Annotated in this window: 13 protein-coding genes; 9 read left to right on the top strand and 4 right to left on the bottom strand. The window is 60.2% G+C overall.

Features of this window, described 5'->3' with window-relative positions; translation table 11 throughout:
• The first annotated feature begins 61 nt into the window (after positions 1–61).
• From PSCI_RS28255 to PSCI_RS18850, 7 genes are all read left to right on the top strand, one after another.
• Entirely contained in the window at positions 62–964 is a 903-nt protein-coding gene (locus tag PSCI_RS28255; protein WP_144403279.1) for a hypothetical protein, read from the top strand.
• Between the two features lie 240 nt (positions 965–1,204).
• Complete coding sequence (locus PSCI_RS18875) at positions 1,205–4,150, top strand: monovalent cation/H+ antiporter subunit A (protein ID WP_045490000.1); 2,946 nt, start codon at positions 1,205–1,207, stop codon at positions 4,148–4,150.
• On the top strand, positions 4,150–4,494 hold the full coding sequence (locus PSCI_RS18870; protein ID WP_045489999.1) for a Na+/H+ antiporter subunit C: 345 nt from the start codon (positions 4,150–4,152) through the stop codon (positions 4,492–4,494). The genes PSCI_RS18875 and PSCI_RS18870 overlap by 1 nt, the downstream gene beginning before the upstream one ends.
• Entirely contained in the window at positions 4,491–6,170 is a 1,680-nt protein-coding gene (locus PSCI_RS18865; protein WP_045489997.1) for a monovalent cation/H+ antiporter subunit D, read from the top strand. Before PSCI_RS18870 ends, PSCI_RS18865 begins: the two co-directional genes overlap by 4 nt.
• Positions 6,167–6,655: a Na+/H+ antiporter subunit E gene (locus PSCI_RS18860; protein ID WP_045489995.1), complete on the top strand. Its 489-nt coding sequence runs from the start codon at positions 6,167–6,169 to the stop codon at positions 6,653–6,655. The genes PSCI_RS18865 and PSCI_RS18860 overlap by 4 nt, the downstream gene beginning before the upstream one ends.
• The gene (locus PSCI_RS18855) at positions 6,652–6,930 is read left to right on the top strand and encodes a K+/H+ antiporter subunit F (RefSeq protein WP_045489993.1); all 279 of its coding nucleotides are present in this window, start codon (positions 6,652–6,654) and stop codon (positions 6,928–6,930) included. Before PSCI_RS18860 ends, PSCI_RS18855 begins: the two co-directional genes overlap by 4 nt.
• Positions 6,927–7,292 (top strand): Na+/H+ antiporter subunit G, encoded by a 366-nt coding sequence (locus PSCI_RS18850; RefSeq protein ID WP_045489991.1) that lies wholly within the window; start codon positions 6,927–6,929, stop codon positions 7,290–7,292. Before PSCI_RS18855 ends, PSCI_RS18850 begins: the two co-directional genes overlap by 4 nt.
• A 165-nt stretch (positions 7,293–7,457) precedes the next feature.
• On the opposite strand, the gene PSCI_RS18845 is transcribed toward PSCI_RS18850, so the two are convergent.
• The gene (locus PSCI_RS18845; RefSeq protein ID WP_045489990.1) at positions 7,458–7,925 is read right to left on the bottom strand and encodes a hypothetical protein; all 468 of its coding nucleotides are present in this window, start codon (positions 7,923–7,925) and stop codon (positions 7,458–7,460) included.
• A gap of 303 nt (positions 7,926–8,228) precedes the next feature.
• On the opposite strand from PSCI_RS18845, the gene PSCI_RS18840 reads away from it, so the two are divergent.
• Positions 8,229–8,468: a DUF2789 domain-containing protein gene (locus PSCI_RS18840; protein WP_045489988.1), complete on the top strand. Its 240-nt coding sequence runs from the start codon at positions 8,229–8,231 to the stop codon at positions 8,466–8,468.
• Positions 8,469–8,627: 159 nt separating this feature from the next.
• Here PSCI_RS18840 and PSCI_RS18835 read toward each other — a convergent pair whose 3' ends face one another.
• From PSCI_RS18835 to PSCI_RS18825, 3 genes are all read right to left on the bottom strand, one after another.
• Complete coding sequence (locus PSCI_RS18835; protein WP_045489985.1) at positions 8,628–10,109, bottom strand: T6SS phospholipase effector Tle1-like catalytic domain-containing protein; 1,482 nt, start codon at positions 10,107–10,109, stop codon at positions 8,628–8,630.
• 273 nt (positions 10,110–10,382) lie between these two features.
• Positions 10,383–11,603, bottom strand: coding sequence for a methyl-accepting chemotaxis protein (locus PSCI_RS18830; protein WP_442965476.1), 1,221 nt, complete (start codon positions 11,601–11,603; stop codon positions 10,383–10,385).
• 585 nt (positions 11,604–12,188) lie between these two features.
• Entirely contained in the window at positions 12,189–12,593 is a 405-nt protein-coding gene (locus tag PSCI_RS18825; RefSeq protein WP_045489981.1) for a TraR/DksA family transcriptional regulator, read from the bottom strand.
• A gap of 553 nt (positions 12,594–13,146) precedes the next feature.
• On the opposite strand from PSCI_RS18825, the gene PSCI_RS18820 reads away from it, so the two are divergent.
• A complete protein-coding gene (locus PSCI_RS18820; RefSeq protein ID WP_045489980.1) occupies positions 13,147–14,460 on the top strand; it encodes a methyl-accepting chemotaxis protein in 1,314 nt (437 codons plus the stop codon).
• Positions 14,461–14,465: the final 5 nt, after the last annotated feature.

Genomic DNA, 14,465 nt, shown 5'->3' with positions numbered 1-14,465 from the left:
CAGCGGTTGTAGATGCAACAGGCTTCGCGATTGCGATGTCCATATATCATGGGAGTTAATCATGTCTGGTTTGACTACTTGTACATCCTCGAGCAGTGCCTGCAAAGCGCTGACACCAACGCCTAAACCCGCTCAAGTATCCACAACCCTGACCCAGAACCTGAAGGCTCCATCCGATGAGCCTGGTGCAGACAAGATATCGCCTGTGGCCCGCCAGTTGAGCGATGCCTTGCAGCGCGCCAATCAACGCGATGCCAGCCTGAACCGTGATCAATTACGAGCGGTAGCGCAGAAAGCGCTTGCCCAGATCCATAGCGTGCGAATCGCCCCCCCTCACGCTATCCACGATAACGAACGACCAGATAGTGATGACTCCGAGATTCTGGAACGGGCGCGTAAAGCTACGGACTTTAAAAACAATCTTGGCCACAACCCGTTCAAGGGCATGTCGCCTGAGTTGCTTGCGGCCATCACCTACGATGAAAGCGGTGCCTTTACCCTTCATGAACGCAACGCCGCCTGGTCGGAGTCTTACGATCAAAGACAAGTCTGGAAACATAAGGTCGTAGCCGAAGCGATGCTGGAGTACAGCCTGACCCGCGGCGACACGAGAATTTACGGGCAAATGCTGGACTACTACCGCACCCAACCAGCCATCGAACAAGCACAGATGCCCGACAACCATGAGAAGCACCTGCTGGAAAAGATCACCAGCATCATCGATAACCCGGACCAGTGGCATGACGTTTCACTGTACGACGTGTTGCGCCGCTGGCTGACCGCGCAGCCCCAACAAACATTATTTTCGATCATGGCAAGCGACAGTCAGATGCCGGAATCCACGCTGCCCGAAGTTGCCAGGCCGTTTAAAACCGCTACACAACCCGGTGACGCCATGGCCGTCAAGATCGCGCTCGAAAAAGCCATCGCCCCTTGTCTGCCCGTCAAACCGCAAGCTTCATGACACTGTCTCAATCTGCGGAAAATACTCTGCCTGTCGTTGGCACCTTGGCTCTGGCCTCAGGGTCATAGCTGTTACCTGACAGCCATCACCTGCTGCCGTCATGACATGACCGATTGGTCCTTTCAGTGACAGCTCATTGATTTCCAGACATTTCTTGTAGGAAATTTCAGAGCAACGGCGTTTGGTGATGAACGATCTGGCACGTATGATGCTTAATATTTCTCCGCAGATTAGAAGCCTATGTCCCTGATAGTTCTACTGCTTCTGCCCTTTATCGGCAGCTGTCTGGCAGCTTTGCTGCCGCATAACGCCCGCAACGCGGAATCCCTGTTGGCCGGCCTGATTGCCATTGGCGGCGCACTGCAGGTCGCGCTGTGGTACCCACAGATTGCCGATGGCGGGGTGATCCGCGAGGAGTATCTGTGGCTGCCCAGCCTGGGCCTTAACTTCGTGCTGCGCATGGACGGCTTTGCCTGGCTGTTCTCCATGCTGGTGCTGGGGATCGGCGCGCTGGTGTCGCTGTATGCCCGTTACTACATGTCGCCGGATGACCCGGTGCCGCGTTTTTTCGCGTTTTTCCTGGCCTTCATGGGCGCGATGCTCGGCCTGGTGATCTCCGGCAACATTATCCAGATCGTGTTTTTCTGGGAGCTGACCAGCGTCTTCTCGTTCCTGCTGATCGGCTACTGGCACCACCGCAACGATGCGCGGCGCGGCGCTTACATGGCGTTGCTGGTCACCGGCGCCGGCGGCCTGGCGCTGCTGGCAGGGATGCTGGTGCTCGGTCATGTGGTCGGCAGTTATGATCTTGAGCGGGTGCTGGAATCGGGTGATGCGATTCGTGCCCATGCCCTGTACCCGGTACTGCTGGCGCTGATTCTCATCGGCGCACTGAGCAAGAGCGCGCAGTTCCCGTTTCATTTCTGGCTGCCCCACGCCATGGCCGCGCCGACCCCGGTCTCGGCTTATCTGCACTCGGCGACCATGGTCAAGGCCGGGGTATTCCTGATGGCCCGGCTATGGCCATCATTGTCCGGCACGGAGGAATGGTTCTGGATCGTCAGCGGCGCGGGCGCCTGCACCCTGCTGCTGGGTGCGTTTGCCGCCATTTTCCAGAATGACCTCAAGGGCCTGCTCGCCTACTCAACCATCAGCCACCTGGGCCTGATTACCTTGCTGCTGGGCCTGAACAGCCCGCTGGCGGCCGTCGCTGCAGTATTTCATATCCTCAACCACGCAACCTTCAAGGCCTCGCTGTTCATGGCCGCCGGAATCATCGACCACGAGAGCGGCACGCGGGATATCCGCAGGCTGTCGGGGCTGGTCAAGATGATCCCGTACACCGCCACGCTGGCCATGGTCGCCAGTGCGGCGATGGCCGGCGTGCCGCTGATGAACGGCTTTATCTCCAAAGAGATGTTCTTCGCCGAAACAGTGTTCATTACCTCGTCAATGTGGGTCGAAATCGCCCTGCCGGTGGTGGCAACCATTGCCGGTGCGTTCAGCGTCGCCTACTCACTGCGCTTTACCGTCGATGTGTTCTTCGGCCCGATGGCCAAGGACCTGCCGCTCTCGCCCCACGAGCCGCCGCGCTGGATGCGCATGCCGGTCGAGCTGCTGGTGATGGCGTGTCTGGTGGTTGGTATTTTCCCGGCGCAGTCGGTGGGTCCGATACTGGCTACAGCGGCGCAACCGGTGGTCGGCGCAGAGTTGCCCGAGTACAGCCTGGCCATCTGGCATGGCTGGAATGCGCCGATGATCATGAGCCTGATCGCGATGGGCGGCGGCATTTTGCTGTACTTGTTGCTGCGCAACCCGCTGCGCAACGAGCGCTTTAGCGGGCCGCCGCTGATCGGCCGGCTCAACGGCAAGCGCTCGTTCGAAAAACTGCTGGTGGCAACCATGCACTGGGCGCGTCGGGTCGAGCGCCGGCTGACCACCCGCCGCCTGCAACCGCAGTTGTTCGCGCTGGTTCTCACCGCCGTGGTGCTGGGCTTTATCCCGATGTATTACAGCGGTCTGAGCTGGGGCGACCGGCCGAAGATTTCCGGCTCCGGGGTGTTCGTCACGCTTTGGCTGATCGCGATTGCCTGCGCCATCGGCGCCGCCTGGCAAGGCAAGTATCACCGCCTGGCGGCATTGATCATGGTCAGTGTCTGCGGCCTGATGACCTGCATCACCTTCGTCTGGTTCTCTGCACCGGACCTGGCCCTGACCCAGCTGGTGGTCGAAGTGGTCACCACAGTGCTGATCCTGCTAGGCCTGCGCTGGCTGCCACGGCGTAGCGAAGAAGTGGCCACGGTCAGCTCGCGACTCAAGGCCCGTACCCGGCGGGTGCGCGACCTGAGCCTGGCGATTCTGGTCGGTGGCGGCATGGCGGCGTTGTCTTACGCGATGCTGACCCGCCAGACACCGAACATGATTTCGTCCTACTACCTGAGCAGAGCGCTGCCCGAAGGCGGCGGCACCAACGTGGTCAACGTGATGCTGGTGGACTTCCGCGGCTTCGATACCTTCGGTGAAATTACGGTACTGGGTGTGGTGGCGCTGACCGTGTTTGCCCTGCTGCGGCGCTTCCGCCCGCCCAAAGAAAGCATCCCGCTGCCCGCCCAGCAGCGCCTGCTGGCCCGCGATGTGGCCACCGACCTGGTCAACCCGCGCAGCGCCAGCGACACCGCACTGGGCTTCATGATGGTCCCGGCAGCCCTGGTACGCTTGCTGCTGCCGATTGCCTTCATCGTCTCGATGTACCTGTTCATGCGCGGTCATAACCAGCCCGGTGGCGGCTTCGTCGCCGGGCTGGTGATGTCGGTGGCGTTCATCCTGCAATACATGGTCGCCGGCACCCAGTGGGTCGAGGCGCACATGAGCCTGCGTCCGCAACGCTGGATTGGCGTCGGCCTACTGTGCTCGGTGCTCACCGGCCTGGGCGCCATGGCCCTGGGTTACCCGTTTATGACCACCCATACCGCGCATCTGCATTTGCCGGTGCTCGGCGACATGCATGTGGCCAGTGCGCTGTTTTTTGATATCGGCGTGTATGCGGTGGTGGTCGGTTCGACCCTGCTGATGCTCACCGCCCTGGGTCACCAGGCGGTGCGTAGCCATCGCCCGACCGCGCTGCCCAAGCCGGTGGGCGCACTGCCACCGGGCCAGCCTGTCCACGCACCAGAAGGAGTCTTGTGATGGAAGAAGTGATTGCCGTTGCCATCGGCGTACTGGCCGCCTCGGGCGTCTGGCTGATCCTGCGCCCACGGACCTTCCAGGTGATCATGGGCCTGTGCCTGCTGTCGTATGGGGTGAACCTGTTCATCTTCAGTATGGGCAGCCTGTTCATCGGCAAAGAGCCGGTGATCAAGGACGGTGTGCCGCATGACCTGCTGCACTACACCGACCCGCTGCCCCAGGCATTGGTGCTGACCGCGATCGTGATCAGCTTTGCCATGACCGCGCTGTTTCTGGTGGTTCTGCTGGCTTCCCGTGGCCTGACCGGCACTGACCATGTCGACGGCCGGGAGCCGAAAGCATGAGTGCAATCAACCAACTGATCATTGTCCCGATCCTGCTGCCGCTGTTCACCGCCGGGCTGATGCTGATGCTCGGCGAGAAGCACCGCCCACTCAAGGCGCGCATCAACCTGTTCTCGACCCTGCTCGGCTTGGCCGTCTCGATCCGCCTGCTGATGTGGGTTCAGGAAAGCGGCGGCATGGGCTCGATCGGCGTGTACATGCCCGGTAACTGGGACGTGCCGTTCGGCATCGTGCTGGTGGTCGATCATCTGTCAGCGTTGATGCTGGTGCTGACCGGGATCATCGGGGTCTGCGCCTTGCTGTTTGCCCTGGCGCGCTGGGACAAGGCCGGTACCAGTTTCCATGCGCTGTTCCAGATCCAGTTGATGGGCTTGTACGGTGCATTCCTGACCGCCGACCTGTTCAACCTGTTCGTATTTTTCGAGGTGCTGCTCGCCGCCTCCTACGGCCTGATGCTGCACGGCTCGGGGCGTGCGCGGGTATCGGCGGGCCTGCATTACATCGCCATCAACCTGCTGGCTTCGTCGCTGTTCCTGATTGGCGCAGCCTTGATCTACGGCGTGACCGGCACGCTGAACATGGCCGACCTTGCGGTCAAGATCCCGCAGGTGCCTGAGGCCGACCGCGGCCTGCTGCACGCCGGTGCGGCGATCCTGGCCACGGCATTTCTGGCCAAGGCCGGCATGTGGCCGCTGAACTTCTGGCTGGTGCCGGCCTACTCGGCCGCCAGTGCGCCGGTGGCGGCAATGTTCGCGATCATGACCAAGGTCGGGATCTACACCTTGCTGCGGCTGTGGACCCTGCTGTTCTCCAGCCATGCTGGCGAGTCAGCGTTCTTCGGCGGTGAATGGCTGATTTTCGGCGGCATGGCGACCATTGCCACGGCAGCCATTGCGGTGATTGCAGCCCAGCGTCTGGAGCGTATGGCCAGCCTGAGCATCCTGGTCTCGGCCGGCATCCTGCTGGCGGCGATCGGTTTCGCCCAACCGAGCCTGACCGCCGGCGCGCTGTTCTATCTGGTCAGCTCGACGCTGGCACTCAGCGCACTGTTCCTGCTCGGCGAACTGATCGAGCGTTCACGCTCGGCCAACCAGTACGGCGAGGACGAGGACGCCGACCAGTTGCCACACAATCTTGAGTCCCTGCACCCACCCCGCGGCGTCAACCTCGATGAAGAGGAAAATATCGTGGTCGGTCAGGTGATCCCGATGACCATGGCATTTCTGGGCCTGTGCTTCGTGGCCTGCGCGCTGCTGGTCATCGGTATGCCGCCGCTGTCGGGCTTTATCGGCAAGCTGACCCTGCTCAGCGCCCTGCTCAACCCGTCCGGCCTGGATGTCGCCAAGGATCAACCCGTGTCACTTGAGGCCTGGCTGTTAATTGCGCTGTTGATTTTCTCAGGCCTGGCAGCGCTGATGTCGTTCGTCCGCCTGGGCGTGCAACGCTTCTGGACGCCGACTGAAACCGTCCCGCCGTTGCTGCGCCACAGTGAGTACCTGCCGATTGTGGTGTTGCTGGGCCTGTGCATCACCCTGACCTTCCGGGCCGAACCGCTGTTGCAGTACACCCAGGACACCGCAGCGACCCTGCATGATCCGCAGCAGTACATCCAGTCGGTCATGGCGACCCGCCCGGTGCCGGGGCCAACCCTTCAGACTTCGCAGGTGCAGCCATGAAGCACTTCTTCCCTGCCCCGTTCCTGTCGCTGGCGCTATGGGCGCTGTGGCTGTTGCTGAACCTCTCGCTCAGTGCCGGGCACATCCTGCTCGGCGCCATCCTGGCATTTCTGGCCCCGCTGATGTTTGCCTCGCTGCGACCAATGCCGGCGCGGATTCGCAAGCCCGGCACCATCCTGCGTTTCATCCTGCGGGTGGGGGTGGATGTGGTGATATCGAACCTGCAAGTGGCGCGTTCGGTATGGGCCCTCAAACGTCGGCCGCCGCGCTCGGCCTTCGTCAAGGTGCCGCTGGAACTGCATGACGCCCACGGCCTGGCGGCGCTGGCCATGGTCTGCACCGTGGTACCCGGCACGGTCTGGTCGGAACTGGCGCTGGACCGCAGCATTTTGCTGATGCACGTGTTCGATCTGGAGGATGAGGCGCAGTTTATCGAGCATTTCAAAAGCCACTATGAGCGCCCCCTGATGGAGATTTTCCAATGAGTGCCTTGCTCAGTGTGACGATTCTGATCAGCCTGTCGATATTTGCCCTGGCCATGGTGCTGACGCTGTGGCGTCTGTTCACCGGACCGTCGGCGCAGGATCGGGTGCTGGCGCTGGATTATCTGTACATCATCGGCATGCTGATGATGCTGGTGCTGGGTATCCGTTATGCCAGCGACACTTATTTCGAGGCCGCGCTGCTGATTGCGCTGTTTGGCTTTGTCGGCTCCTTCGCCCTGGCGAAGTTCCTGTTGCGTGGTGAGGTGATCGAATGACCTACGATGTTCCCTTCTGGGTCGAGGTGCTTACCGCCCTGTTGTTGCTGACCAGCAGCCTGTTCACCCTGACCGGTGCCATCGGCCTGGTGCGCTTGCAGGATTTCTTCCAGCGCATGCACCCCACCGCACTGGCGTCGACAATCGGTGCATGGTGTGTGGCGCTGGCGTCGATTGTGTATTTCTCGGCGCTCAAATCTGGGCCGGTGCTGCACGCCTGGCTGATTCCGATTCTGCTGGCCATTACCGTGCCGGTGACGACCTTGCTACTGGCACGAACCAGCCTGTTTCGCAAGCGGATGGCGGGTGAGGACGTACCGCCGGAGGTCAGTGGTGACCGACCGGACAGCAAGCAGGCGTAGGCGCGGCTTCAGCCGCGCATATCAAAAGTCTGACCCGCCCTCAGCGCAACGCGCTGATCCTCGCTGCATCACCGGTACGCGCCGATATGCCGTTTTGGCACAGCGGCGCTTGCTCGGCACGAAACGCAAAAAGCGAAAGCAGAATCTCAAATTTGCAGCGGTCAGTTATTCGCTGGCACGAAAGGTCAGTTCGCCTTTGCGCCATTTGGCGGCTTTGGCGATGGCGGCTTTGAGGGTCTGGGTCAGGCCGGTCTGCAGTTGTTCGGTAGCGGCGAAGACCAGCATGACACCATGGCCTTCCTTGAAAACAATGCCGTGGCCGGCAGGCGTGTCGACGAACGCGTACTCCCCCAGCCCATAGATTGTCATTTTGATATCGCGAAAGCGCAGCTCGAGTTTGCCGCCTTCGCGGCTGGGCAACACGGCGGCACGGAAGTGGTCGCCTACCTTGAGCTCAAGCCGAGGCTTGTCATCAACCACCAGCGCACTTTCGGTATCGATCTCAGCCATGTAGACGCCATCAGGCGATTGCTCGGCGACATAGACGAAGCGCGATTGAAACTGCTTTACCAACTTTGCACGAAGATCACCAAGCACGAACAAGGCGTGCGTATCCAGGTTACTTACAGCCAAAGTACAAACCCCCAACGAACTGAAAAATGAACTGCTCTGACAATGCCAGGGCAGTCAACCGATTGTTATCACTCCTATGTGGCCGTCTGGCGGCTGAAACTCCTGATGGGCACCTGCTGGTGCGCTGCAGTTGACGACGCAGGCAGGCAGGCGGCGATTCTACCGCCTGCGCACAACTATGGCATCCAGAGTGTGTATACAGTTCCTGCTCATTGTTGCCCTATCTGCCATTTTTGATCGAACTCCCCTGCCCAAGGACAATCGGATACTCAACAACTGCTCACATTACGCTCAGGAGAGACCATGGAACTGCCAAACCCTAGCCTGCCCGACCTGTTCGCCCAACTGGGCCTTGAGAGCGACGAGGCGAGCATTGAAGCCTTCATCGCGAATCACTCGCTGCCCGACGGGATCAAACTGATCGATGCCGAGTTCTGGACCCCGGCCCAGGCCCAGTTGCTCAAAGAAAAGCTGCGCAGCGATGACGACTGGGCTCTGGTGGTCGATGAACTCAATGAGCGCTTGCATCTGCCGCCGGTTTGACAAAGCGCCGATGCCAAGCGCAATGCTTGCCTTTGTGGGAGCGACCTTGGTCGCGAAGAGGCCAGTCAAATCATAGCCTCTGCTGCGAATGTGCTGCCGTCTTCGCCAGCAAGCTGGCTCCCACCGGGGCATAAGGCACCTAAGTGAACGGCATTGGCTTTAATACGGATAATCGGACGGGGCGACATTAGGGTGAATTTTACGCCCCCCAGGCTGGGGTGCATGCACGAACAATGCATCGCCCAGTCCGCCCAGCGTCCCGATGAGCGGCTCCCAGTGGGCAGAGTGGTGGATATAGCGCCAGCGCAGCAGTTGTTGCTGCTCTGGCGTCAGCCCGACGGTATCGCCCCGCGCCTGACCGATCAGGCGCCTGCAGATATCTTCGAGCGCCTGCGGTAACGCCAGGTCAGGGCTATCACCAATGGCTTCAAAGGGCACCCCCTCATCACAGGCCAGCGTGTGCATGATGCGCAAATGAATGCGCGAAAGATGCCCGCAGACCTGCCGCCGCATACAGACGGTGGCCATCACCAGGCGGCCCCCGGAACCTGCGGCATGCCTGGCACTGGCCACCGTTGAGCTTTGCACCTGCAGGCAGGCGTGTGGATCAGCAGGGTCAACCCAATACGCGGCATCCATGGCCTGCAAGTCTGCCTCAGCCTCTCGCCAGGCCGGGCTGTCCTCATCACGGACATCCCGGCCAACCACACTGGTGTGCGGGCGGCTCATCAGGACCTCTTCGTAGGTCAACTGATGGTAGCCACCGCCAATGTCCGAATGCGCCCCCGGCAGCACAATCTCCCGCTCCCAGCCCGGCGCAATACTGTTGAGGGCGAAATTGCGCCGCCACTCGTCCCGTGCCACCAGATGCAGCACCTGCCTGGCGCAGCCAGGTGGCAGATACAGATTGACCCGACGGTTATCAGAGTCGCGCACATTGCCCAGGTCTCGCCAGCCGCCTACTGCCGCAACAGTGTCGAACAGGCCGACCAGCATGATCCGCACACTGCCTTGCTGCCAGCCGAAAGTCGGGCTCCAGGCCAGTGTCGTATCGGCCAGCAGACGGCCTAGCGCTCCGCGCTCCTGCTTGAGAATCTCGTTGACCAAATGGCGGGCCGATGCGGCGCCGCGGCTGAAGCCGAAGATGTCCAGTTCCAGAACATCAATTACACACCCCGGATTATCCAGCGCAAAAAGCGCCAGGCACTCGGCCAGCCGACTGACCGCCTTGTCGACCTTGGCCAGCACCCCGGTGCTGCCGCGCCCCAGACTTTGCCCAGGCCAACGCGAATCGCGCCCGCCTGAGGTGGTGCCGACCCCGCCGATATACACCGGCCAGTAAACTTTCCAGCCATCCGTTTCACGCCGGGCAACGGCCTGTTTACGATAAAGCTCGAACAAACGAGTGATATTACTGTAGTCGTTAGTGTAACTACCGTGTGACCCGGCGTGGCGCCCGGCGCACTCGCGGGTATGCTCCTGCTGGCCGGCCTGCATCTGTTCGCGGCAGTGGGCGGCGATACCGCTATTGACCCGGTTATTACCGGTGCCATCGAAAAACAGCCCGACCCGCACGGTCACAGGGAACCGGGTAACTTGCGCAGTATCAGGGTGTACATTTACATGTGCTGTAGTATTCATCGTGTATCCATCCTTAGATGCGTCGACTGCAAACTATTTATTGGCGCCTTTTTTCTGCGCATACAAACAGCTTGCTCAACGTGACACGACAGTCAAGCAGTCATAGATATTTCAGAATATTCCTACACAATTAAACCAATTCCTACACACCCCACGCCCAATAATTCTTTAGCTGTTATCAATTACAACAACCTTGGCTGACCAGCCCCCCTATGGGGGGCGCCTTTAAAAAACACAGGCCAGGCTGCCAGCAAGTCGGTTTCAAAAATGCTGTTATGCCTGCTCGGGCCGATACCCCAGACGCAATCCACCCCAGTGCCGCCCCTTGACCATGATCGGCACCGACAGATCATGCATAAGCTCACCGGTATCACGGGTGTAGGTCTGCAACAGCACCGCCTGCTGATGGCTACCACAACGAATTCCGGTGCGGTCATCGAACTTGCGCTTGCTACGATTGCGCGCGGTGTCCACTGCCGGGTCGCCGGACAATGGCTGATTGAAAGCCGCGTTATGGGTCGGCACATAACCCTGCTGGGTGCAGGCAATGGCAAACACCAGCCCCTCATGGCGCTTGAGCAAGGGCTCCTGAATATCCGGCAGCACCTTGTCGGTGTAGCCGTCAAAGCGGGTATGAAAGCGCGGCGGGCTGGTCTTGGCGATAGGCTGGTAACTGCGGTCGAACAGATCATCCAGGCTCACCGCGCCCTTGGCGATGTCAGCCTCGAAGCGGGCAGCGATCTGCACAGCGCCTTCGCGGGCCAGATCATAGATACGCTGGTGGTAATCATCCAGCCCGACCTCGGCCAGGCGTTGGCTGATGCTCTCTGCCTGCCCTTCCATCTGCACGGCAGAGTCGGCCAGCTGGCGGGTCTGCTGGTCACTGACCGACAGGTCGGCGCGCATGTGTTCGATGGCGCCAAACAGGCTGCCCAATTGCTCCTGATTGATCTGCGTCCCCTGAGCAATCTCGCTGACCTGAATTTCAACGTCGGCAGCCAGGCTGGCGATGCGTTCCAGATGCTGGCCAGTGTCCTCGACCTGACGTACGCCTGTGTCGAGATCGACGGATAACTGCTGGATCTGCGCGACCACCTGGGTGGTCCGCTGCTGGATATCGGCAACCATCTGCCCGACCTCCTCGGTCGCCGTCGCCGTACGCCCCGCCAGACCGCGCACTTCATCCGCGACCACCGCAAAACCTCGGCCGTGCTCGCCGGCCCGCGCCGCCTCAATGGCGGCATTGAGTGCCAGCAGGTTGGTCTGGCTGGCAATCGACTGGATGACCTGAGCGACCCGCTGGATCTCTTCACTGCGCTGGCTCAGCGCCTGGATGACCTGGCGGCTGTCCACCGCGCCCTGACTCAGGCGGCGCATGCACTCGATAGACTCAACCAGCACCGTACGCCCGGCCTCACTACTCTGCCGCGCTTCACTGGCTGCGCTCAGGGCCTGCTGGCTCAATTGCGCAGCCTGCTGCTCGGTGGCGATCATCACCTCGGCACTGCCTACCACCTGCTCGGCGGCCTTGAGCTGCGATTGAATCCGGCCGGCGAGTTGCCGCACCGAAAACGACACACTGGCGGCGGACAACGCGTTATGGCTGGTGGTGAATGACAGGTCGCGGGTCAGGCGGGTGATATCACTGGCGCTTGCGGCCTCAGGGGCCGATGCCGGTTGGCGCTTGCGCAACCGGGGCAGCCAGATCAGCGCAACAGCCAACGGTGCTGCGAGCCACACGGGCAATAGATTCAAGCCGGTGACGACCAGTAGCACGACAATGCCAAGGCTTTGTGTCAGCGCCAGCCACAAGGGCGCGAATACGTGTGAAACGGGGGCCTGCGCGCCGGGCTCTGCCAGCTTCCCTGCATAGGCTACGTTGTCGGTCATGATCCCTCCACCTGTCGTTTTTCTTATTGAAAAACATTAAACGCCACGAACAGGCTATTTGCCATGGTTCGTTAGTGGTACATCCGGCCCGAATCAATACAACGCAGTAAAAAACGATAAACGGCAGGCACAACAAAACCGGGAGGCAGTTGCTTGCCTCCCGGTCAGGTCCCCCTCAGCACTGAGCGATCAGTACTGACGCTGGTGCTTGTCAATGGACTCGTGACGTTCCTGCGCTTCGATGCAGTAACGGGTGGTCGGGCTGATCAACAGACGCTTGAGGCCAATGGGCTCGCCGCTGTCATCGCACCAGCCGAAAGAATCATCAGCGATACGGGTCAGGGCCATTTCCAGTTGCGGCAGCATGCGCTGGTCACGGTCGATGGAGTTCACCAGCCAGTGACGCTCTTCTTCAACAGAAGCAGCGTCGGCAGGATCTGCCGGGGTGTCCAGGCTTTCGATGGCAACACGGCTCTTTTCGATACGCTCGTGGATTTCAACCTTCATCGATTGCAGCAGCTCGGTGAAAAAACCGTGCTGTTCAGCATTCATGTAGTCATCGGCCGGCATGGCCAGCAACTGGTCCTTTGTCATTGAATTCTCTAATAAAAACGTGCATTTAGCCGGTCTGGAGAGGCCTTGGCGTGGCGTGTCGACGCCATGGCTTTTAAAGGCACCGCCCTGCACTCCACTCAAGAGGGGCGGCAGTCTACGGCTGCCATGCTCAGTCGGCAACCCGTTTGACCCATCTATGCCGAACAATTGCGCAAAAAATGTGCAAAAAGGCTGGAGTTCGCCGCGACTCGACCAGAGTGCCCGGCCGGCAAGCTGCAAGACCATAAAATGCATCTGGCATTTGCTGGCACCGGTAATACCCCTGCCCTTTTCAAGCTCACCACACCCGGATGCAAAGTGACAGGCTGGATGAGTTATCGTTCCCTCATACACATCACTACAACGCACTATTTTTCACAGTGACCGGGGGATTTGAGCAACTCTCTTAACATCTTTTAACTTCAGACAAATTGCATTGTACAAAGCAGCAAAGTGCCATCTATAGTGCGCTCAATGCACACGGACAAGCATGCGAACCTGTTCGCATCATCATGGACCGGACCCGAGCCTGCCGCTTCGTGAGCTTGCCGCTATGTTCTTCAAATCAAACACTAAAGAAATTATTGCCCTGCAACAGCTCGTCGAGCAGCAGGCCAGCCTGCTAAAGGCGATCAACCGCTCGATGGCCAGTATCGAGTTCGATCTGAACGGTGTCGTGCTCGATGCCAATGACAACTTCCTGAGCGCCATGGGCTATCGCCGCGAAGATATCCTTGGCAAACAGCACCGGATGTTCTGCACGCCTGAAGATGGCCGCAGCAGCGAGTACGATCGGCTTTGGTCACGCCTGCGTAACGGCGAGTTCGTTTCTTCGACCTTCCGCCGTGTCGCCCGCGACGGCCACATCGTCTGGCTTGAGGCCAGTTACAACCCGGTGCGCGATGCTAATGGCAAAGTGACCAAGGTGATCAAATACGCCACCGATGTCACGGTACGAATCGAGGCCGACAACGAGGCGCGCCGTAAGCTCGAAGCCATCGACCACGCCATGGCCGTGATCGAGTTCGACCTTGAGGGCCGGATTCTGGCCGTCAATGACAATCTGACACGCACCATGGGCTATAGCGAAACCGATCTGATCGGCAAGAACCACCGCATGCTATGCCCGCCGGAGCAGAGCAACAGCAACGAATACGCCGATTTCTGGCGACGCCTGAACAAGGGAGAATCGTTCAGCGGCCAGTTCAAGCGTGTCAGCCGTAGCGGCCAGCCCGTCTGGCTGGAGGCGACCTATAATCCCATCTACGACGCCAGCGGCAAGCTGTGGAAGGTGATCAAGTTCGCCGCCGATATCACCCCGCGTATTGAGCAGCACGAACGTGATGCAAGCAGTGCCGCCCAGGCGTATCACATCTCGGTCGAGACCCGCAAAGTCACCGAACACGGCACCGAAGTGATTCAGCAGGCCGCCCAGGAAATGCGCCAGATCTCATCGAGCATCGAAGATTCGTCGAAGATCATCACCCAACTGGGCGCACGCTCCGAGCAGATCACGGCCATCGTCAATACCATTCGCAGCATTGCCGAGCAGACCAACCTGCTGGCGCTCAATGCCGCTATCGAAGCGGCACGGGCGGGTGATCAGGGCCGTGGCTTTGCTGTGGTGGCCGACGAAGTCCGGCAATTGGCCGGGCGCACCAGCCGCTCGACGGCGGAGATTTCCGAGATGATCGGGATGATCCAGAACGAAACGCGCCAGGCCATCGACAGCATGGACAATACCCGCAACAACGCGATCAAGGGCGTTGACCTCGCCGACCAGGCCGGCTCGGTCATCGTGCGAATCAGCGAGGGCACCAATCACGCGGTGGACGCTGTGAAGATGTTTGCCAGAGTCGCTCACTGAACCGC

This window comes from Pseudomonas sp. StFLB209, from assembly GCF_000829415.1.
Classification (GTDB): domain Bacteria; phylum Pseudomonadota; class Gammaproteobacteria; order Pseudomonadales; family Pseudomonadaceae; genus Aquipseudomonas.
This window is presented reverse-complemented; position numbering and strand designations above follow the sequence as displayed.